Origin of the sequence: Pelomonas sp. Root1237, from assembly GCF_001425055.1 — a bacterium.
GTDB lineage: Bacteria > Pseudomonadota > Gammaproteobacteria > Burkholderiales > Burkholderiaceae_C > Pelomonas.
The window spans coordinates 370,355-390,243 of sequence record NZ_LMDK01000012.1; the positions used below are offsets into that span (position 1 = coordinate 370,355).

Sequence of the window (19,889 nt, forward strand, 5' to 3'; positions counted from 1 at the left end):
CATGCAAGTCACCCACTGGATTCCCGTTGACGGCGCCGAGCTGGCCGTCGAATACCGCCCCCACGACGATGGCCGCGCACCGCTCGTGTTCCTGCACGCCGGCGTCACCGACAGCCGGTTGTGGGACGGCGCCATGGCCGCGGCTGCCGGGCAGCGCTCAGCTCTGCGCATCGACCGCCGCGGCTTTGGTCAGACGCGCGTGGCCGCCGCTCGCCCGCATGCCTGGGTCAGCGACCTGCGCGCCGTGCTGGACGTGCTGCGGCTGGACCGCGTGGAGCTGGTGGGCTGCTCGTTGGGCGGCCGCATCGCCATCGATTTCGCGCTGGCCTCGCCCGAGCGCGTGGCCGGCCTGACGCTGGTGGCGCCTGCCGTCACCGGCGCCCCCGACCCCACGCCCGAGCTGGATGCCGCCAGCCGTGAGTTGAACGACGCCACGCAGGCCGCCCGCGCCGCGGGCCAGCTCGACGAGGTCAACCGCCTGCAGGCCCGCCTGTGGCTGGACGGCCCCGGCCAGCCCGAAGGCCGGGTCGGCGGCGCCGCGCGCGAGCTGTTCCTGGCGATGAACCGCATCGCGCTGCACGCGCCGGCCATCGGCGAGTTGCAGCCCGCGCCCGACGCCTGGCCGCGGCTGGAGCAACTGGCCATGCCCACGTGCGTGGTGTGCGGCGACCTGGACCTGCCTTACCTGGTGCAGCGCTGCCGGCAGATGGCCGCGCGCATCCCTGGCGCGCGCCACGTGGCGCTGCCGGGGATGGCCCACCTGCCGTCGCTGGAAGCGCCGGAGGCCTTCACCCGCGTGATGCAGGACGCCGGGCTGCTGGACCGCTGAGGGCTCAGCGCGGCGGCTTCACGCTGGCCAGGTGCATGCCGCTGTCCAGCATCAGCAGCTCACCGGTCACCGTGCGGGCGCCGTCCACCAGCCAGACGATGGCTTCCGCCACGTCCTCGGGGGAGCAGGCGCGCTGCAGCGGCACGCCGGCTTCATAGGCCTTCAGGCCAGCCTCGTAGCCCTGTTGCCCCACGCCCTGCACGAACCAGCGTGACGTGATGAGGCCAGGGCACACGGCGTTCACGCGCACGGCGGGTGCCAGGGACCGGGCCAGGTGCAGCGTCATCGCGTTGATGGCGCCCTTGGACGCGATGTAGGGCATGGACGAGCCCACGCCCAAAGCGCCGGCCACCGACGATACGTTGACGATGCAGCCCTGCGCGGCTTTCAGCGCGTCGACGCAAGCCCGCACCATCTGGAAGCTGCCCAGCGCATTGACGGCCAGGATGCGCTGGAAGGTGTCGGCGTCCAGCGCGTCCCAGTCGGCCGCGGCGCCGAACACCGACACGCCGGCGTTGTTCACCAGTGCGTCGATGCGGCCCCAGCGGTCCAGCGCGGCCTGCGCCAGCGCGCGGCAGTCGCCGTCCTGCGCCACGTCGCCCTGCTTCACGAACACGTCGGACCCGGCCGCACGGCAGGCCGCGGCGCAGGCTGCGGCCTCGTCCGCGCTGCGCGAGTAGTTGATCAGCAGGTCGTAACCCCTGCCGGCCAGCATCAGCGCCGTGGCGGCGCCCACACCCGTGCCGCCGCCGGTGATCAGCGCGACCTTGCCTGCCGTAGCCATGCGTCTTCTCCAGTGGAATTGCGGCGGGTCAGTCCAGGACCCGCCGCCGCCTCAGGCCTTCTTCGCCGTCAGCTGGTCCTTCAACGGCAACTGCCGGATGCGCTTGCCCGTGGCAGCGAAGATCGCGTTCATCAGCGCCGGTGCGATGGGGCCGATGGCCGGCTCGCCGACGCCGCCCAGCGGTTGGTCGTAGCTCTTGGCCGGCATGATGTGCACGGCGATGGTCTTGGGCGCGACGTTGAGCCGCGCGATCTCGTAGTCGTGGTAGTTGCTCTGCTCGACGCGGCCGTCCTTGAACGTGATCTCGCTGTACAGCGCCTGGCTCAGGCCCATGATGCAGGCGCCCTCGATCTGGGAGCGGATGCGGTCCGGGTTGATGGCTGGGCCGCAGTCCACGGCCACATCGATGCGCGGGATGCTGAGCTCGCCCTTGGCGCTGACGCGCACCTCGACGACCACGGCCATATAGGTCACGAAGCTGTAGTTGGCTGCCAGGCCCAGCCCTTGGCCGCGCGGCAGTTTGCGGCCCCAGTGCGCCTCCTTCGTCACGCGCTCGATGACGCCGCGCAGCCGCCCGGTGTCGACCGGGTAGAGCTGGGGCGACTCGCCGTGGTTCCAACCGTCACTCAGCTGCGGCGGCGGGATCTGGGCCGCCGGGCCGAGCAGCTCGAACAGGAAGTCGCGGTGGTCGCGCTTGGCCGCGTGGGCCAGTTCGGCCACGAAGGACTGGGCCGCAAACTGGTGCTGGATGTTGTTGACGGAGCGCAGCCAGCCGATGCGGGCGTGCGCCGTCGCGGCCGGGTTCTCGATGCGGATGTTCGGGATCGCGTAGGGCAGGTTGATCAGGCCCAGGCCCAGCTCGAAGGGGGCCAGCTGCTTGGGGTCGGGCATGAAGATGGACAGGATGGTGGGCTCGGCCGCGCGCTGCAGCCAGGCGGTGACGCGGCCCCTGGCGTCCAGCCCGGCTTCCAGATGCTGGGCGGTGACGGTGTGCAGATAGTCGTGGTGCAGGTCGTCTTCGCGCGTCCAGGTCAGCTTGACCGGCGCGCCCTGCATCTGTTGTGAAGCCAGTGCCGCCTCGATGACGAAGTCGGGCTTGGACTTGCGGCCGAAGCCGCCGCCCAGCAGGGTCACGTTGACCGTCACCTTGTCCACGCCCAGCCCCAGCCGCGCAGCCACGCGCTCGCGCGCGGCCTGGGGCGACTGCACGCAGGCCCAGACCTCGCAGCGCCCGTCGACGATGCGCGCCGTCGCGGCCGGTGGCTCCATCGTGGCGTGGGCCAGGTGCGGTGCGTAGTAGTCGGCCGCCACGCGTTTGGCGGCCTTGCTCAGCGCGGCAGGCGCGTCGCCATCGTCGCGCACGACCTTGCCGCCCGGCTTGGCCACCGCCGCCTCCAACTCCTTGCGGAAGGCGACCGAGTCGTAGCTGGCGTGCGCGCCGTCGTCCCAGACGATCTTCAGCGCCTCGCGGCCCTTCATCGCGGCCCAGGTGTCCTTGGCGACGACGACGACCCCGCCCAGCGGTTGGAACTCCGCTGGCGCCGGCGTGCCCGCCAGCTCGAAGACCTTGACGACACCCGGCACCTTCAGCGCCGCGCTGCTGTCGACGGACTTGAGCTTGCCGCCAAACACCGGTGGCCGTGCGATGACGGCGTAGAGCATCCCTGGCAGCCGTGTGTCGATGCCGTACTGCGAGCGACCCGTGACGATGGCCTCGGCGTCCACGAGGTGGCTGTCCTGCTTGCCGATGTAGCGGAAAGCCTCGGGGCTCTTGAGCTTGATCGCCTCGCGCTTGGGCACCTCCAGCTTGGCGGCGGCCTCGGTCAGGGCGCCATAGCCCAGGGATCGGCCGCTGGCCTTGTGCGCCACCACGTGGTTGCTGGCCTGCACCTCGGCCACCGGCACGCCCCATTGCAGCGCGGCGGCCTGCTCCAGCATCTGACGGGCCGCGGCACCGCAGCGGCGCATGGGCATGAACCAGTGGCGCATGCTGCGCGAGCCATCGGTGTCCTGGTTGCCGTACTTCTCTTCGTCGCCGGGCGCCTGCACGACCTTGACCTTGGCCCAGTCGGCCTCCAGCTCGTCCGCCAGCACCTTGGGCAGGCTGGTGCGCACACCCTGGCCCATCTCGGAGCGGTTGACGACGATGCTGACCGTGCCGTCGGGCGCAATGGCCACAAAGGTGCGCGGGCTGTCCTGGATGCCGTGGGGCATGGCGTCGCCGCCGTACTTCTTGGGCTCGTCGGCGCCGGCAATGCCGGGCAGGCCGACACCAAGAACAAGGCCGGTCAACGGCAAGGCACGCAGGAGGGTGCGGCGGTTGACGCCGGTGCCTCGCAGCAGACGCTGCGGAATGAATGCGTTCATGCGGCACCGCCTTCCAGGCCGGCGGCCGACTTGATGGCGCTGCGGATGCGCGTGTAGGTGCCGCAGCGGCAGAGGTTGCCGCTCATGGCCGCGTCGATGTCGGCGTCGGTGGGCTTGGGCTTTTGCTGCAGCAGGGCTGTCGCGCTCATGATTTGACCCGCCTGGCAGTAGCCGCACTGCGGCACGCCGAGCTTGACCCAGGCGTGCTGCACGGCCTGTCCGGTCTTGGTCGCGCCAACGCCTTCGATGGTCACGACGCGCTTGCCCGCCGCGGCGGACAGCGGCGTCTGGCAGGCGCGCACCGGCTGGCCATCGAGGTGCACCGTGCAGGCGCCGCACAAGGCGAGGCCGCAACCGAACTTGGTGCCCGTCATGCCGAGATGGTCGCGCAGCACCCACAGCAGCGGGGTCTCGTCGCTGGCCTCTACCGTCATCGATTGGCCATTGATCTGCAATGTCGTCATCGAAGTCTCCACGGGTCGGAAACGTGCGCGGAACCGGCGCATTCGGCTACAGCAGCCGCGAACGCTACACGTTTCCGGCCAAACGCGCTGGCGGCTCAGTGCGATTGCTCGTCCAGCATCTGCGCCAGCGCCTGCGCGAAGGCGTGGGCGTCGCCCGGCCAGCGCGCGCTGAGGTAGTGGCCGTCGCGGACCGTGAAACCGCGGCCGAGGTGCTGGGGCGTGTCGCGCAGCAGGGGTGGCGGGCCGGCGTCGAAGTCCCGCGGGCTGGCCAGCAATGACTGCACTTCGGTCTGCAGCGGTGTGGGATAGGTGCGGTAGTAGCTGCCCAGCCAGGCGGCCGTCATCAGCCAGGCCGTCATTTCCTGCTGCTTTGTCAGGCCGGTGGTTCGCCGGCCGTGCAGCACGGACTTGCCGTCGGCGCGCTTCGAGCGGGCCGCCAGCAGCACGCCGTGGCAGATGGCGGCGACCGGCTTGTCGGCCGCGAACTGCGCCGCCACCACCGCCTGCAGCCGAGGCGATTCGAGATAGACCTTCATGCCCGGCGCATGGCCACCGGGCAGCAGCAGGGCGTCGACGCTGCCGGCGTCGATGTCGTCATAGGGAACAGGTTGCCGGAACGCCTCGCTCTGCACCATCGCCGCATGCGCCTCGCGGGCCGTGGCATCGGCCCTGAGCACGGATTTCCAAGGTCCCAAGCCTTTGCCATCCAGCATGCGCGGATCAGCCTGGGCGGGGCGGCCGTCGGGCGTCGCGAAGCGGATGGTGTGGCCCCGTGCCGTCAGCAGCTTCCAAGGGATGCCTGCCTCGGAGGGGTCGTAGTCCTGGGCGGGCAGGGGGATGAGGATGCGGGCCATGTTGAGCATCCTAAAGACAGAAAGGTGCCGATGCTGCTAGGCTGCCCCGCGCCCGCCAGCGGTGGCGGAACGGGAGCGAGGCATGGCGGAGTTGACGGTCAACGGCAAGCGGGTGCAGTTCGAGGCGGAGGCCGACACGCCGCTGCTGTGGGTGCTGCGTGAGCAGCTCAGCCTCACGGGCACCAAGTACGGCTGCGGCGTCGCCCAGTGCGGCGCCTGCACGGTGCACATCGACGGCGCGCCGGTGCGCAGCTGCGTGATGCCGGCTTCGGCGCTGACGACGGCGCAGAAGATCACCACCATCGAGGGCTTGGCGCCGAATGCAAGCCATCCGCTGCAGAAGGCCTGGGACGCGCTGGACGTGCCGCAATGCGGCTTCTGCCAGAGCGGCATGCTGATGGCCGCCGCGGCGCTGCTGAAGGCCAAGCCCAAGCCGACCGATGCCGACATTGACGCGGCCATGACCAACATCTGCCGCTGTGGCACCTACAACCGTGTGCGCGCCGCCATCCACCTGGCCGCGGGCCAGGTGCAGCGCAAGCAGATCCCCATCGTCATCGAAGGGGGCCAGGCATGAGTCCCGCACGGCCGCCCGAAGGGGCTCAACTCCCGCTTGGCGGGACAGCGCGCAGCGCGAAGGGTGCACCAATGAGCGCGGTTCTTTCCCGTCGAAGCTTTTTGCACACCACGAGCGCCGCCGCCGGCGGGCTGATGGTGGGCTTCCACGTGCCAGGCCTTGCCGAGGGTGAAGCCACGCCCGAGCTGAACGCCTGGGTGCAGATCCTGCCGGACGAGAGCGTCGTCATCCGCATCGCGCGCTCGGAGATGGGGCAGGGCACGCTGACCGGCCTGGCCCAGCTCGTGGCCGAGGAGCTGGAGTGCGACTGGGCCAAGGTGAAGACCGAATACCCGACGCCGGGCCAGAACCTGGCGCGCAACCGCGCCTGGGGCAGCATGAGCACGGGCGGCAGCCGTGGCGTGCGCGAGTCGCACGAGTACGTGCGCAAGGGCGGGGCGCTGGCGCGGGCGCTGTTGATCCAGGCGGCGGCCAACCAATGGCAGGTGTCGGTGGTGGAGTGCACGACCTCGGCGGGTTGGGTGGTGCATGCCGGCAAGCGCTTGAGTTACGGCCAGCTCGCCGCCGAGGCCGCCAAGCTGGCCGCGCCGGCCGACATCCAGCTCAAGCCGGCCAAGGAATGGACGTTGGCGGGCAAGCCGATGAAGCGGCTGGATACCCGCCCCAAGCTCGACGGCTCGCAGGTCTACGGCATGGACCTGCAGCTGCCCGGCATGCTGAATGCGGCGATCAAGGACTGCCCGGTCTTCGGCGGCAAGCTCAAGAGCTTCGACGCGGCGGCCATCGAGGGCCGGCCGGGCGTGAAGAAGGTGGTGAAGGTGGGCGACTCGGCCGTGGCCGTCGTGGCCGACACCTGGTGGCGGGCCAAGACGGCGCTGGACGCGCTGCCCATCGTCTGGGACGAGGGCGCGAACGTCAACCAGAGCAGTGCCGACACGGCCGCCACGCTGAAGGCCGGCCTGGACGCCGCCGAGGCCGCGGTGGGCAGCAGCCAGGGCGATGTGAAGGCCGCGCTGGCGGCTGCCGCGAAGAAGGTCGAGGCTGTCTACAGCTACCCGCACCAGAACCACGCGACGATGGAGGTCATGAACGCGACGGCCAGGTGGACACCCGAGCGTTGCGAGGTCTGGACGCCGACGCAGAACGGCGAGGCCGCGCTGGCCGCCGCTGCTGAATCGTCTGGCCTGCCGCCCTCGGCCTGCGAGGTCTACAAGCTGCATCTGGGCGGTGGCTTCGGCCGGCGCGGCGCCGTGCATGACTGGGTGCGCCAGGCCGTGGCCATTGCCAGGGAGCTGCCGGGCACGCCGGTCAAGCTGATCTGGAGCCGCGAGGAGGACATGACCCACGGCCGCTACCACCCGGTCACGCAGTGCAAGCTGATGGCAGGCCTGGACGCGGCGGGCAAGCTGACGGCCCTGCACATGCGCATCTCGGGCCAGAGCATCATCGCGGGCATCTTTCCGCAGAACATCAAGGACGGGAAGGACCCGGTCGTCTTCCAGGGGCTGAGCGCCGGTGGCGCGGAAGGGGCGCTCGGCTACGCGGTGCCGAACCTGCTCGTCGACCACGCGATGCGCAACCCGACGGTGCCGCCGGGGTTCTGGCGCGGCGTCAACCTGAACCAGAACGCGGTCTATCTGGAGTGCTTCATCGACGAGGTGGCCCACGCCGCCAAGCGCGATCCGCTGGAGCTGCGCCGCGAGCTGCTCGCCAACTCGCCCAAGCACCTGGCCGTATTGAATGCCGTGGCGGCGAAGGCCGGCTGGGGCAAGCCACGAGCGAAGGGAAGATATCTGGGCCTGGCGCAGATCATGGGCTTTGGCAGCTATGTGGCGGCCTGCGCCGAGGTGTCGGTGAGCAAGAAGGGTGAGCTCAAGATCCACCGCATCGTCGCCGCCACCGACCCCGGCCATGCGGTCAACCCGCAGCAGATCGCGGCCCAGGTCGAGGGCAGCTTCGTCTATGGCCTGTCGGCGGCGCTGTTCGGCGAGATCACCGTCAAGGATGGGCGCGTCGAGCAGCAGAACTTCGACACCTACCCGGTGCTGAAGATGGAGCACATGCCGGCCGTCGAGACCATCGTCATGCCCTCGGGCGGCTTCTGGGGCGGCGTGGGTGAGCCCACCATCGCGGTGGCGGCCCCGGCCGTGCTGAATGCGATCTTCGCGGCGACCGGCAAGCGCATCAGGGACCTGCCGCTCAGCAAGAACAAGCTCGCGTGATGCGTGCGCTGCTGGCACTCGTGCTGACCGCCAGCGCGCATGCCGGCGACGTCGAGCGTGGCCGGGCGCTGGTGGCCGACCGCACGCAGAGCCTGTGCCTGCTGTGCCATGCGCTGACGGCCTCAGGAGATGCCAACCAGGGCAATCTAGCGCCGCCGCTGGATGCAGTGGCGACGCGTTTGAATGCGCAGGGCCTGCGCGATCGCATCGCCGACATGCGGCGCTTCAACCCGTCCACGGTCATGCCGCCCTTCCGCTCGACGGAGGGGCTGCGCGATGTGGCGCCCGCCTGGGCGGGCCGGGCGGCGCTGACCGAGCAGCAGCTCGACGACATCGTGGCCTATCTCGGCACGCTCGCGAAATGAAGCGGCGCGAGTTCACGCTGGCCGCCGCGGCGCTTGCGCTGCTGCCGGAGGCTCGCGCGTCCGACGAAGTCATGCGTGCAGCCATCCGTGCCTGGGCCGGTCGCGACCCCGAGCCCGGCGTGCTGAAGATCGAGATGGCCGAGCTGGTGGAGAACGGCAATGCGGTGCCGGTGCGTGTGGCCGCCAGCGAGGCTGTCGTGGGCCTGGCGCTGTTCACGCCGCTCAACCCCGAGCCCGAGGTCGTGCATGTCGCCTTTGGCGCCAACAGCGACAGGCCCGAGTTCAGCACCCGCATGCGCCTGGCGCGCAGCCAGCGCATCGTCGCCGTCGCCAAGGCAGCCGATGGGCGCTGCTGGCAGAGCGGAGTCGATGTCATCGTGACCTTGGCCGCCTGCGTGGAGCCCTGATGGCGACGCGCGCTGTCATCACCCTGCCTGCTGCCATCAAGGCCGGTGAGCCTTTCGAGGTGCGCGTGACCGTCGCCCATGCGATGGAGACCGGCTACCGCAGCAGCGATGAGGGTGCTCGCTTGCCGCGCGACCTCGTGCGCCGTTTTGAATGCCGGCTCGACGGCGAATTGGTCTTCGCCGCCGAGTTGTTCGCTGCTGTCTCGGCCAATCCCTATCTCGCCTTCTGGCTGCGTGCTGGCAAGCCCGGCGAGCTGAGCTTTGTCTGGCGTGGCGACAACGACTTCGAGCACCGCGAGACGCGGCCGCTGACCCTCACGTGAGAACGGTCTGGCTGCTGCTCTGCATCGCGCTCACGGCCCACGCCGACGAGCGCCGCTCCGGCCGCGACACCATGAGCCCGGCCCTGCGCACGCTGCAGGCCGACGACGCGCAGCATCCCGCCCAGCTCGCGCTGGCGCTTGGCAAGGAGCTTTGGAGCCAAGGCCCCAAGTCCTGCACGAGCTGCCATGGCGAGCCCGAGAAGCTGCGCGGCGTTGCGACGCGCTATCCCGCCTGGGACCAAGGCATGCTCGACCTGCCCGGGCGCATCCAGCGCTGCCGCGTGCGCCAGCAGCAGCAGCCGGCTTGGCCACCAGAGGCCGAGCCCCTGCTGGCGCTGGCGGCCCTCGTCGCTCAGCAGTCGCGCGGCATGCCGCTGGTGCCTCAGCGTGGCCCTGAAATGGAGAAGGCAGCGCAGCAAGGCCAGCGCTTTTACTCAACCCGCATTGGCGCGCTCAATCTCTCCTGCGCCCAATGCCATGACGAGCGCGCCGGCCTGCGCCTGGGCGGCAGCCTGATTCCCCAGGCCCATGTCGACGACTACCCGGTCTACCGCCTCGAATGGCAGTCCCTGGGCAGCCTGCAGCGCCGCCTGCGTGGCTGCCTGAGCGGCGTGCGCGCGACAGTGTGGGACTGGGACAGCGCCGAACTGCTGGCGCTGGAGGTGTATCTGTCGCGCCGCTCGGCTGGCATGGCGATGCAGCCGCCGGGTGTGCGCCCCTAACAAGCAGGGTGACTGTTACACCGCGTCCTTCCTAGTATGGGGCCATGGCAGTCACGACAACAAGGCGCGAACCGACACTGGAGCGTCTGCGGCTGTCGGTGGGCGAAGCGCTGGTTTTCATCGACCTGGCCAGTGGCGACCTCATCACGACGGGTCTGCGCTGCAGCCTGGTGCAGCGTGGCGGTGGCCGGCTGCTCGGTCGTTCGGTCGTCACGCCGTCGGGCCTGCATGTGTGGCCGGACCTGCCCGAGCGCTGGCGCCAACCGCAGGAGGGCGTCTGTGCCGACGTGCTGGTGCGCGATGAACTGCAGCGTTTCCAGCCCCTGAACCTGCCCTGGCCGCTGCCGGTCCGACCGGTGGGCCAGATCCTCAGTGACCGGGTGCTGGGAGGCATGCGCATGATGCGGGTGGGCTTGCTCAGCGCACCGACACGCAGGCCGCCGCCGGGTGTCTGCAGCGTCTACGGTCTGCTCACCTGGCAGGGCGACGGCGAGCCGGCGGCCTGGGCCCGCGTGTGCCTGATCGATGGCGAAGGCCGTGTGCACGAAGGCGCGAGCGATGCTGAGGGCAGGCTGGCCTTGCATCTGCCGCCGCCTCGCCCGGGCGGCGTCGGAGCGACAGTGCTGCAGGTCTTCGCCGATCCGGCGCTGGGCTTGGCTTCAATGGGCTTGGGCGCGCCCGATGTGATGGCCTTCGCCGACCAGCCGGCGGTGGTCGCGCTGGCCGACGTCGAAGGGCAGGCGGCTTTTGTGCCGGGCGTCGTGGCGGCGCACGAGCCCCTCATCCTCGCCAGTCATGGCCTGCCGCCCGCGCATCGCGAGCTGCGCCTGGTGCCTGTCTGACGCCGCGCTTCAGCGCTGTTCCAGCTGGCGCTTGCCGAACAGCACCTCGCGCGCCTTGTCGTCGGTCAGCGGCTTGCGCGCACCGGCCAGCACCTCCACGCCACGCTGCACGGCCGGGCGCTTGGCGATCTCGTCGAACCAGCCTTTCAGATGCGGGTAGTCGCCCATCTCCACGCCCTGGTTCTTCCAGGAGCGCAGCCACGGGAAGACGGCGATGTCGGCAATGCTGTAGTCCGGCCCACCGAGATAGGTGGCATGGGCCAGGCGCTTGTTGATGACGCTGTACAGGCGCTTGGCCTCGTTGGTGTAGCGATCGATGGCGTAGTCGATCTTCTCGGGCGCGTAGATGCGGAAGTGATGCGCCTGGCCCAGCATGGGCCCGACGCCGCCCATCTGGAACATCAGCCACTGCAGCACCTCGTATTTGCCACGCACGTCGGCGGGCAGGAACTTGCCCGTCTTGCCAGCCAGGTAGAGCAGGATGGCACCGCTCTCGAACAGCGAGATGGGCTGGCCGCCGGGGCCGTCGGGGTCGGTGATCGCGGGGATTTTGTTGTTGGGACTGATGGCGAGGAAGTCGGGTGCGAACTGCTCACCGGCGCCGATGTCCACGGGATGCACCCGGTAGGCGAGGCGGCACTCCTCCAGCATGATGTGCACCTTGTGGCCGTTGGGCGTGGGCCATGAATACACTTCAATCATTCGTCGCCTCCATGCGGTGTGCCTAGCAAGCAGGCCCCATTCTCAGACTTCCTCACGACTCATGGTGGTAAAGCAAGTCAAGCACTGGCTCGTGACGCGCGCCAACGCGTCGCGCTGGCGTCCGATCGAGGACTGGGCCGAGGCACGCGGGGCCGGATTCACGCAGACGCGGGACGGGTTGGGCTTCCTCGTCGAGCAGCCCAAGGCGTCGCCGGGGCCGCTGCGCATCGAATGGGGTGTGTCGCAGCGCAGCTATCTGCCTGGCTTTGAGCTGCGCATGCGCTGTGAGATGGGCCTGCACCATGACCTGCAGATGATGGTGCTGTGCCGGGCGCTGATGGAGAACCTTGAGCGTGCTGTCTTCGAGGCCTACACCGACACGCTCAAGACCCGCGTCGATACCGACACGCCGGAAGAGATGCGCTGGCTGGTGATGTTCCCCAAGTTCAACAACGCCGCTTCGCAGATGCTGCGCCAACGCTATGGGATCGTCGGCGTGACCAAGGATCTGACCGGCGCGTGGATCGAGGGCGAACTCAGCGAAGCCCTGGTTCAGGCCAGCCAGGACCTGCTGCCCGAAGGCCATCCCTTCGTGCTGATGGCGATGCGCGGCAACCTCTACCTGCGCACCGAGATGAGCGAGGCCGACCTGCCCAGGCTGCAGGCCCTGGTGAAGCTGCTGGAAGTCGCAGCGCGTGAGGCGCAGCGCGTGAACGGGCGGCTGTCGGACAGCGGGGCCTGGCCGACGACGACGTCCATCGCCTGGACGCCCTCGACGCGCCCGGGGGATGTGACCTGATGCGCACGAGTTGCGGGTCGAGCGCTGGGCCGCTCCCGAGCCGGCCCGCCATGGCGATGTGCTTGCCGGTCAATCCGGCGAGCATCGCCGTCCCCTCGGGGGCTGAGGCCGGACACATGGCGCCCAGTGGGCGGCATGCGCCTGCCGAAGAGCTGCGGCACTGCCGCAGCGCGGTCTGCAAGACCGACCAGGTTCGCGCGCGTTCAGCGTTGCGAAACTGGGCGAGGGGCTCACGCTTTCACCGCGAAGCTCCAAGCTAGATCCGCTAGCGGTCGGGCGCTTTTGGCCGTCTCCCTGGCCTGGTCGCTGGAGGCCGTGCCGTCCACCACGCGTTTGGCAATGCCCTGCACGATGGCCGCGATGCGGAACATGTTGTAGGCCATGTAGAAGTTCCAGTCGGCCATCACGGTGCCGGCGTCCCCACGGCCGGTGCGCTCGAAGTAACGCTGTACATACTCGCGCTCGCTCGGGATGCCCAGTTCCACGAGGTTCTTGCCGCCCAGGCCGCGCGCGGCGCCCGAGGTCTGGATGTGCCAGCTCATGCAGTGGTAGCTGAAGTCGGCCAGCGGATGGCCGAGCGTCGAAAGCTCCCAGTCCAGCACGGCGATGATGCGAGGCTCGCTGGGGTGGAAGACGACGTTGTCCATGCGGTAGTCGCCATGGACGATGGCCACCTCGCTCTCGTCGCGGGCCGAGGCCGGGATGTGGGCCGGCAGCCAGGCCAGCAGCGAATCCATCGCCGGGTTGGGCTCGGTGACGGAGGCCAGGTATTGCTTGCTCCAGCGGCCGATCTGACGCTCGAAGTAAATCCCCGGCTTGCCGTAGGCCGCGAGGCCCACGGCCTTGAAGTCGACCTGGTGCAGGGCCGCGATGACCCGGTTCATCTCGTCGTAATGGGCGGCGCGCTCGGCATTGGTCATGCCGGGCAGGCTCTGGTCCCACAGCACGCGGCCGGGCATGAAGGACATGACGTAGAAGGCGCGGCCGATGACGGCCTCGTCCTCGCACAGCGCGTACATGGCGGGCACTGGCACGTCGGTGCCGGCAAGAGCCCCCATGACCTGGAATTCACGCTCGATGGCATGGGCCGACGGCAGCAGCTTGGCCACGGGGGCGGGCTTGCTGCGCATCACGTATTGCGCCCCCGGCGTCTTCAGCAGATAGGTCGGGTTGGACTGGCCGCCCTTGAACTGCTCGATGGTGAGCGGCCCGACAAAGCCGTCGACGTGCGCGGCCAGCCAGGCTTCGAGAGCCGTGGTGTCCAGGGCTTGGGCAAGGGGACGGGTGCCGGTGAATGCTTCCATGGATGTCTGGGTAGAGAACGCCAACTGTCCATTCTGCGAGTCGAGGCCCGGCTGCCGTGTCTCCTCGGCGCCAGCCTTATCGGGATGCGGCTGCTAGCAGCTTCTCGCGGCTGAGCACGACCAGGCGGGTCGGCTCGACGCGCACCGCGCCTTCGCGTTCGAAAGCCTTGAGCTCCTGGTTGACGCGCTGGCGCGAGGCGCCGAGCAACTGGGCGAGGTCTTCCTGGGCCAGTTGCAAACCGATGCGGATCTCGTCGCCCTCCTGCACGCCATAGGAGCGCGCCAGCAGCAGTACCTGCTTGGCCAGGCGGGCGGCCAGTGGGCGCGTGTTGAGGTCCTCGATCATGTCGAACATCAGCCGCAGCCGGCGGCAGTTCAGCCGCAGCAAGGCGTCATAGAGCTCGGAGTGGGCCTGCAACAGCGCGCGGAAATCGGACTTGCGCACGCACAGCAGCGTCGTCTCGCCGTGCGCATAGGCGTCGTGGGTGCGGGGCAGGCCGTCGAAGAGGGCGATATCGCCGAACCACGTGCCTGGCTCGACATAGGTCAGCGAGATCTGCTTGCCGGCCAGGGACACCGAGCTGACGCGCACGGCGCCCTTGGCCACGGCCGACCACTCCTCGGCAGGCTCGCCGCGGTGGGACAGCATGGTCTCGTCGGGCAGGCGGCGCACGAAGGCGCGCTGCAGGATGTCGTTGCGCAGGGTCTCGGAGAGCTTGGAGAACCAGGCGCCCTGATCGATCTGCTGGCGTTCGGCGGGGGTGAGGCTGAGTGCGTTCATGGTCTGGGGGCATTGTGCCGCCCGCGGTTCCCTGGGAATGGGGCCGTTGGCGAGGTGGCCCCATGCTAGAGTGATCCGCGCCGTCTTCACCCCCTCGTTCAACCGATAGCTAGCCGCCCGCAGTCAATGCCCTTCACGGCCTTGCGCCCGACCTTGCTGGGTGCTCTCACACCCACTTTGGCACTGCTGCTTGGCCTGGCGCCAGACGCCCAGGCTCTGGGCCTGGGACGGCCGCAAATTCATTCTGCCCTCGGCAAACCGCTGGACGCCAGCATTCCGCTGACGCTGGCGGATGGTGAACGACTGACCGATTCCTGCGTGCGCGCCGAGGTCTCCGCTGGCGATGCGCGGGTGCCGGCTGGGCTGTTGCAAATGCGTGTCGAGGGTGAGCCCGGCCAGCAACGTATTCGCCTGCAGAGCCTGGCGCGCATCGACGAGCCGGCCTTGCGCATCACGCTGGCCTTGGGCTGCCCGCTGCGGCTGACGCGCGAGTTCAATGCTTTCGTCGACCCTGCGGCCGATGCCGCCACAGTGCCGGCACCGCCCGCACCTGCGGCGCCGCCGGTGGTCGCCCCGCCGACGAGCGTGATGGCCGAGGCATCGCCCGCACCGGCGCCAGGCCCGGTGGCACGGCAAAAAGCCCGCTCCAAGCCGCGCGCCAGTGGCCCACGCCTGGTGCTGGAACGGCCTGAGGTGCTGGTGGCCGAAGCGCCGCGGCCCGTCCAGCCTGCCGCCAGCGCGCCCGAGATGGAGCTCACGCCCGAGCTGGAAGCCCAGATCGCTCAGCTTGAGCAGACCGTGGCCCAGCTGCGCGCCGACCTGGAGGCACGGCTGCTGGCCGAAGCCGCCGCGGCCTCGGCGGTGGCCATACCGCCGGCCTCCGCACCGGCCGTGGCACCGCCGCCCGTGGCGGTGCGCAGCGCACATGCCTCGCCCTATCGCGACCCCATGACCTGGGTGCTGACGTTGGGGCTGAGCCTGCTGGCGGGCTCGGCGGCTTTCTATTTCAGCCGCTGGCGCGATCAACGGGCCCGCCGCGAGCTTGCCTATTGGCGTGCCCTGCATGCCGCCGAAGGGGCCGGCCTGCCGGCGGTGCTGCCACAACACTCGCCGGGCATGGCGCCGCCTGTCGTCGGCCAAGCCGCGGCGCTGCCGGACGAAGGCCAGCACCAGGTCACGCGGCCACAGCCTCGACCGATGGCGTGGCCGCCGGCGCCCATTGCATCACCGCCACCACCCGCTGTCGCACCGCCCGCGATGGACATGCAGGCGACCATGCGTCTGCCGGTCCAGGCCGCGGCCGCGCCGGTGCTGTCCAACGAGCTGACCGTGGCGGACGAGCTGCTGGACCTGCAGCAACAGGTCGATTTCCTGCAGCTGCTCGGCCAGCAAGAAGCGGCGGCCGACCTGCTGGCCACGCGGTTGGCGCGTGGCAATGCCGGCGCCATGCCCTATCTGATGCTGATGGAGCTCTGCCAGCAGCGCGGTGAGCCCGAGGTATTCGCTGAGCTCGTCAAGCAGTTCGAGCAGCGTTTCCGGGTGCTGGCGCCGCAGTGGTCGCAGAGCCTGGCGCGTGGCCGCAGCCTGGATGCCAGCCCCAGCGTCATCGCTCATCTGCAGGTCGTCTGGCCTGAACCGGGCACCGCTTTGCAGATGCTGCAGGACCTGCTCGCCCGCGGCGGCGGACCGGGCGTGCCGAGCTTCGAGCTGCCCGCCTACCGCGATCTGCTGACCCTCTACAGCGTGGCGCGCGATCTCTTCGAGGCCGGCCTGCGCGGTGAGGAGGTGGACCTGATGCTGCCGATCGACTCCAGCTTCGGCCGCCAGTCCTGAGGCCTGAGGCCTGCCAGCTTGCATGCTGGCAGTCCTTCATTGGGCGTCAAACAGGCCGCAGGGCCTGTTCTCGGTCCCAACTCAGATCCCGAAGTCGGTCGAGTCGCCGTTCATGGCCTTCTCGATGAGCTTGCGTGACAGTCGTTCGGACAGCAGTTCGGCAAAGGCGTACACGTAGTTGCGCAGATAGGCGCCGCGTTTGAAGGCGATGCGCGTCACGTTGCTGCCCAGCAGCGTGCCCAGTGGCCGCGCGACCAGGTCGCTGTTGGCAGGCTCCTCGCGCATGGCCATTTCGGCCACGATGCCCACGCCCATGCCCAGGCGCACATAAGTCTTGATGACGTCGGAGTCGATGGCCTCCAGCACCACATTGGGCGTCAGATGACGCGAGGCGAAGGCCTTGTCGACGCGGGTGCGGCCCGTGAAGCTGGGGTGGTAGGACACCAGCGGCTCGCCAGCGAGCTGTTCCAGGCTGACGCGCTCGACGCTGGCCAGTGGATGGTCGCGCGGCACGACCATGACGTGCTGCCACTCATAGCAGGGCAGGGTGACAAGCTCCGGGTACTGGGCCAGGGACTCGGTGGCCAGTCCCAGGTCGGCGGTCTCGTCGAGCAGCATTTTGGCGACCTGGTCCGGGCTGCCCTGGTGCAGGCTGATGCGCAGCTGTGGCAGGTTCTTGCGCAGCTGGGCCACCGGCGCGGGCAGCACATAGCGGGCCTGGGTGTGGGTCGTCGCGATGGAGAAGGTGCCGCTGTCCTGGCGCGAATACTCCTCGCCGATGCGCTTCAGATTGCCGACTTCGCGCAGGATGATCTCGATGCAGGCCAGCACCTGCTGGCCCGGTTCGGTGATGCGGCGCAGCCGCTTGCCGTGGCGCGAGAAGATGTCCACGCCCAATTCCTCCTCGAGCTCGAGGATGGCCTTGGACACGCCCGGCTGGGAGGTGAACAGCGCCTTGGCTGTCTCGGTCAGGTTGAGGTTGCGGCGGGCCGCTTCCTGGACGAAGCGGAATTGATGCAGGTTCATTCGAGTATTGCCAGGCAGGCCAGGCTGATGGCGTTGAGCACGGCTTCCTGTTCACCCAGCGGCGCATGGAGCAGCCATTGAATGGCGTCGCCATGGCGCTCGCGCAGGCGGTCGAGCAGGGGCGGGATGTCACGGCGCACATGGCCACCGGTGCCGAGGAAGAGCGGCAGCACATGGACGCGTGTGCAGCCGGCCGCGGCCAGCTGCTCGGCCGCTTCCTCGATGCCGGGCGACATGAACTCAAGGTAAGCCATCGCCAACGGCGTGCCGGGACGCGCGGCGCGCAGCCGTTCGGCAATGGTCTCGAAGGGCCGCGCCCAGGCCGGATCGCGGGCGCCATGGGCGAAGAGCAGCAGGCCTTCCATCAGCGTCCGCACGGCCGCCCGAAGGACGCTGGCGCCCCCTCGGGGGGCAGGGCACGAAGTGACCGTGGGGGCTTCATCAGCGGTATCTGACGAGCCAGGTGAAGGCCGCCATCGACAACCCGAGGTAGAGCAGGCTGGGCGTTGCCGCGACGACCCAGGGTGTCCAGTTCTTCAGCAGGCCCAGATGGCCGGTCACGTTGTTCAGCAGCACGAAGCTGATACCCAGCATGATGCCGCCGAAGACCTTGATGCTGATGCCGCCCGAGCGCCCATGCAGGTAGGCGAATGGCAGGGCCAGGGCCACCATGACGAAGCAGGCAAACGGATAGAAGGCCTTGCGCCAGAACTGGATGTTGTGCGCCTGGGCCGACTGCTCCTGGGCCGACAGATGCTTGGTGTAGCGGTAGAGCTCCAGCGTCGACATGGACATGGCCGGCAGCACGGCCGCGGCGATGACGCCGGCGTGCAGGGAACTCTGCCAGTCGAGCTTATCGAGCTGCTGCTCGCTGATGACGACGTCGCCGACGCTGCCGCTGGCCGTGGCCGTGCCGGGGTTCCAGACCGTGCGCTTGACCGCCTGCAGATGCCACATGCCCTGAGCGTCGACGTCGACCTTTTCCGCTTCGGTGCGCGACATCAGCCGGCCTTCGGCGTCGAACTCGAAGATGCGCACGTCCTCCAGTTCACCGCCGCCGCCAACGCGGCCCACCTTGACTGAATAGCTGCGCTCCCGACCATCGATAGTCTGGTGGTCCTTCAGCCAGGCGCCGCGCTTGGCCGGGTTGCTGTCGTGCACGAAGCGGGCGCGCATCTCGTCCCCCTCGCGTTCGAAGCGCGGCGCCACGTAGTCGCCGACGAAGAAGGTGAGCGCCGCGAACGCGGCGGCCAGGCCGGCCAGCAGGGCCAGGGCCCGCGCGGGACCGAGGCCACCAGTGCGCAGGATGGTGAACTCGCTGCTCTGCGCCAGTCGGGCCAGGGCGACGATGGCGCCGATCAGCACGGCGATGGGGAATAGCTCGTAGAAGTGGCCAGGCAGCTCCATCGCTGCGAGCACGGCGGCCTTGCCCGCACCCGCGCCGACGCGGGTCATGCGCTCGATCTCGTCGACGAAGTCGATAAAGAAGAACAGCGACAGGAAGGCCAGCGCGACCATCAGCACCGAACCGGCGATGTCCTTGTAGAGCAGGGCGCGGACGGTCCTCATGCCATCGCCTCTTTGCTTACGCGGCGGCGCAGGCAGAAGCGGTTGGCGTTGTCGCGCAGCCAGATGACGGCCAGGGCCAGGAACAGGGCACCGCCATGCACGGTCAGCAGGCCGCGGGGCAGGCTGGTGCGACCGTTGCCTACCCAGGACTGCGACAGGTTGATGAGATTGAAGTAGATGACGAAGGCCAGCAGCGCAAACAGCAGATTCCAGTTGCTGGCGCGGCGCGGGTTGGATGCCGACAGGCCGACGCCGAGCAGGGCCATGTTGAAGCCGGCGAGGATCATGCCGAAGCGCCAGGCCAGCTCGCCCTGGTTCTTGGGCGTGGGCAGGCGCAGCAGGTCCAACGTCGCCATGGCCTTGGGCGGCAGCTGGTTGGCATTGGCCAGCACCTGCGGGTCGGTCATCACCTTGTACTGCTCGAAGCGTGCCAGGCTTTTCTCGCCGGTCTTGAGCTGGCTCTCGTTGCGCTGGCCGTGATCCAGCACGAGGAAGCGGTCATCGCCTTCCATCTCGAGATGGCCGCGGGCCGAGGTCGTCACCGACTCGCGTTCGTTCTGGTTGGCGAGGATGAAGACATTGCGGCCGGTGGCGGCGTTGTCGCCGTCGCGTTCGATGAAGAAGACCCGGCTGCCGTCGCGCGAGGTCTGGAACTGGCCCGGCGCCACGCGCGAGAGGTCGCCGCGCTTCTGATAACGGTCCCGCAATTCGGCGCTGTTCTGATTGCCCCAGGGCCAGACCAGCAGCTCGAGCACGATGACGCCGAGCAGCACCGGCCAAGCCATGCGCAGCACCGGGCGCACGAAGCGCGACAGCGGCACGCCGCTGGCAAACCAGATCGTCATTTCCGACTCGCGATAGGAGCGGCTGAGCGTGATGACGACGGCAACGAACAGCGACAGGATGAGCATGGTCGCGAGGTGGGCGATGGTCGCGTAGCCCATCAACAGCACGACGTCCTGAGGCGCCACATTGCCCCCCGCGGCCTGGCCCAGCGTGCGGATCAGCGTCGACGTCAACATGATGGTCAGGATGACCACCAGCGTGACGCCGAAGCTCTTGGCCAGCTCGGATCGCGTGGATGAATCGAATAACATCAAAAGTACTTCTACCTACTTC

21 protein-coding genes are annotated in these 19,889 nt (G+C 69.0%); 10 read left to right on the top strand and 11 right to left on the bottom strand.

What is annotated here, in order from left to right; all coding sequences use genetic code 11:
• Position 1: 1 nt before the first annotated feature.
• On the top strand, positions 2–829 hold the full coding sequence (locus tag ASC91_RS09655; protein WP_056195708.1) for an alpha/beta fold hydrolase: 828 nt from the start codon (positions 2–4) through the stop codon (positions 827–829).
• Positions 830–833: 4 nt separating this feature from the next.
• On the opposite strand, the gene ASC91_RS09660 is transcribed toward ASC91_RS09655, so the two are convergent.
• From ASC91_RS09660 to ASC91_RS09675, 4 genes are all read right to left on the bottom strand, one after another.
• Entirely contained in the window at positions 834–1,613 is a 780-nt protein-coding gene (locus tag ASC91_RS09660) for an SDR family NAD(P)-dependent oxidoreductase (protein ID WP_056195711.1), read from the bottom strand.
• 51 nt (positions 1,614–1,664) lie between these two features.
• On the bottom strand, positions 1,665–3,980 hold the full coding sequence (locus ASC91_RS09665) for a xanthine dehydrogenase family protein molybdopterin-binding subunit (protein WP_056195714.1): 2,316 nt from the start codon (positions 3,978–3,980) through the stop codon (positions 1,665–1,667).
• Entirely contained in the window at positions 3,977–4,444 is a 468-nt protein-coding gene (locus ASC91_RS09670) for a (2Fe-2S)-binding protein (protein ID WP_056195716.1), read from the bottom strand. The genes ASC91_RS09665 and ASC91_RS09670 overlap by 4 nt, the downstream gene beginning before the upstream one ends.
• 95 nt (positions 4,445–4,539) lie before the next feature.
• Complete coding sequence (locus tag ASC91_RS09675; RefSeq protein WP_200955256.1) at positions 4,540–5,298, bottom strand: type 1 glutamine amidotransferase domain-containing protein; 759 nt, start codon at positions 5,296–5,298, stop codon at positions 4,540–4,542.
• A gap of 82 nt (positions 5,299–5,380) precedes the next feature.
• Between ASC91_RS09675 and ASC91_RS09680 the strand changes: the two genes are divergently transcribed.
• From ASC91_RS09680 to ASC91_RS09710, 7 genes are all read left to right on the top strand, one after another.
• Positions 5,381–5,875, top strand: coding sequence for a (2Fe-2S)-binding protein (locus tag ASC91_RS09680; protein WP_056195721.1), 495 nt, complete (start codon positions 5,381–5,383; stop codon positions 5,873–5,875).
• 101 nt (positions 5,876–5,976) lie between these two features.
• Entirely contained in the window at positions 5,977–8,097 is a 2,121-nt protein-coding gene (locus tag ASC91_RS09685; protein ID WP_235531932.1) for a xanthine dehydrogenase family protein molybdopterin-binding subunit, read from the top strand.
• Positions 8,097–8,462, top strand: a complete 366-nt coding sequence (gene soxX / locus ASC91_RS09690) for a sulfur oxidation c-type cytochrome SoxX (RefSeq protein WP_056195726.1) — start codon at positions 8,097–8,099, stop codon at positions 8,460–8,462. Before ASC91_RS09685 ends, soxX begins: the two co-directional genes overlap by 1 nt.
• Positions 8,459–8,869, top strand: coding sequence for a thiosulfate oxidation carrier protein SoxY (locus tag ASC91_RS09695; protein ID WP_056195729.1), 411 nt, complete (start codon positions 8,459–8,461; stop codon positions 8,867–8,869). Before soxX ends, ASC91_RS09695 begins: the two co-directional genes overlap by 4 nt.
• Positions 8,869–9,192: a thiosulfate oxidation carrier complex protein SoxZ gene (locus tag ASC91_RS09700; protein ID WP_056195732.1), complete on the top strand. Its 324-nt coding sequence runs from the start codon at positions 8,869–8,871 to the stop codon at positions 9,190–9,192. The genes ASC91_RS09695 and ASC91_RS09700 overlap by 1 nt, the downstream gene beginning before the upstream one ends.
• A complete protein-coding gene (gene soxA / locus ASC91_RS09705) occupies positions 9,189–9,914 on the top strand; it encodes a sulfur oxidation c-type cytochrome SoxA (protein WP_056195735.1) in 726 nt (241 codons plus the stop codon). Before ASC91_RS09700 ends, soxA begins: the two co-directional genes overlap by 4 nt.
• A 44-nt stretch (positions 9,915–9,958) precedes the next feature.
• Positions 9,959–10,756: a hypothetical protein gene (locus ASC91_RS09710; protein WP_056195738.1), complete on the top strand. Its 798-nt coding sequence runs from the start codon at positions 9,959–9,961 to the stop codon at positions 10,754–10,756.
• Positions 10,757–10,765: 9 nt separating this feature from the next.
• Here ASC91_RS09710 and ASC91_RS09715 read toward each other — a convergent pair whose 3' ends face one another.
• On the bottom strand, positions 10,766–11,458 hold the full coding sequence (locus ASC91_RS09715) for a glutathione binding-like protein (RefSeq protein ID WP_056195740.1): 693 nt from the start codon (positions 11,456–11,458) through the stop codon (positions 10,766–10,768).
• Between the two features lie 61 nt (positions 11,459–11,519).
• Here ASC91_RS09715 and ASC91_RS09720 point away from each other — a divergent pair, with 61 nt between their 5' ends.
• Positions 11,520–12,257 (top strand): hypothetical protein, encoded by a 738-nt coding sequence (locus tag ASC91_RS09720; protein ID WP_056195743.1) that lies wholly within the window; start codon positions 11,520–11,522, stop codon positions 12,255–12,257.
• 230 nt (positions 12,258–12,487) lie between these two features.
• Here ASC91_RS09720 and ASC91_RS09725 read toward each other — a convergent pair whose 3' ends face one another.
• Positions 12,488–13,561 (bottom strand): phosphotransferase, encoded by a 1,074-nt coding sequence (locus ASC91_RS09725; protein WP_056195746.1) that lies wholly within the window; start codon positions 13,559–13,561, stop codon positions 12,488–12,490.
• A gap of 76 nt (positions 13,562–13,637) precedes the next feature.
• Entirely contained in the window at positions 13,638–14,342 is a 705-nt protein-coding gene (locus ASC91_RS09730; protein WP_056195749.1) for a Crp/Fnr family transcriptional regulator, read from the bottom strand.
• A gap of 177 nt (positions 14,343–14,519) precedes the next feature.
• Here ASC91_RS09730 and ASC91_RS09735 point away from each other — a divergent pair, with 177 nt between their 5' ends.
• Complete coding sequence (locus ASC91_RS09735) at positions 14,520–16,175, top strand: FimV family protein (RefSeq protein WP_157281406.1); 1,656 nt, start codon at positions 14,520–14,522, stop codon at positions 16,173–16,175.
• An 81-nt stretch (positions 16,176–16,256) separates the two neighbouring features.
• On the opposite strand, the gene ASC91_RS09740 is transcribed toward ASC91_RS09735, so the two are convergent.
• The 4 genes from ASC91_RS09740 to lptF form a co-directional block, all read right to left on the bottom strand.
• Positions 16,257–17,201, bottom strand: coding sequence for a CysB family HTH-type transcriptional regulator (locus ASC91_RS09740; RefSeq protein WP_056195754.1), 945 nt, complete (start codon positions 17,199–17,201; stop codon positions 16,257–16,259).
• Positions 17,198–17,578 (bottom strand): CbiX/SirB N-terminal domain-containing protein, encoded by a 381-nt coding sequence (locus ASC91_RS09745; protein ID WP_327082878.1) that lies wholly within the window; start codon positions 17,576–17,578, stop codon positions 17,198–17,200. The genes ASC91_RS09740 and ASC91_RS09745 overlap by 4 nt, the downstream gene beginning before the upstream one ends.
• Positions 17,579–17,642: 64 nt before the next feature.
• Positions 17,643–18,770: an LPS export ABC transporter permease LptG gene (gene lptG / locus ASC91_RS09750; RefSeq protein ID WP_056195760.1), complete on the bottom strand. Its 1,128-nt coding sequence runs from the start codon at positions 18,768–18,770 to the stop codon at positions 17,643–17,645.
• Positions 18,767–19,867 (bottom strand): LPS export ABC transporter permease LptF, encoded by a 1,101-nt coding sequence (lptF, locus tag ASC91_RS09755; RefSeq protein WP_056195762.1) that lies wholly within the window; start codon positions 19,865–19,867, stop codon positions 18,767–18,769. Before lptF ends, lptG begins: the two co-directional genes overlap by 4 nt.
• Between the last annotated feature and the right edge of the window lie 22 nt (positions 19,868–19,889).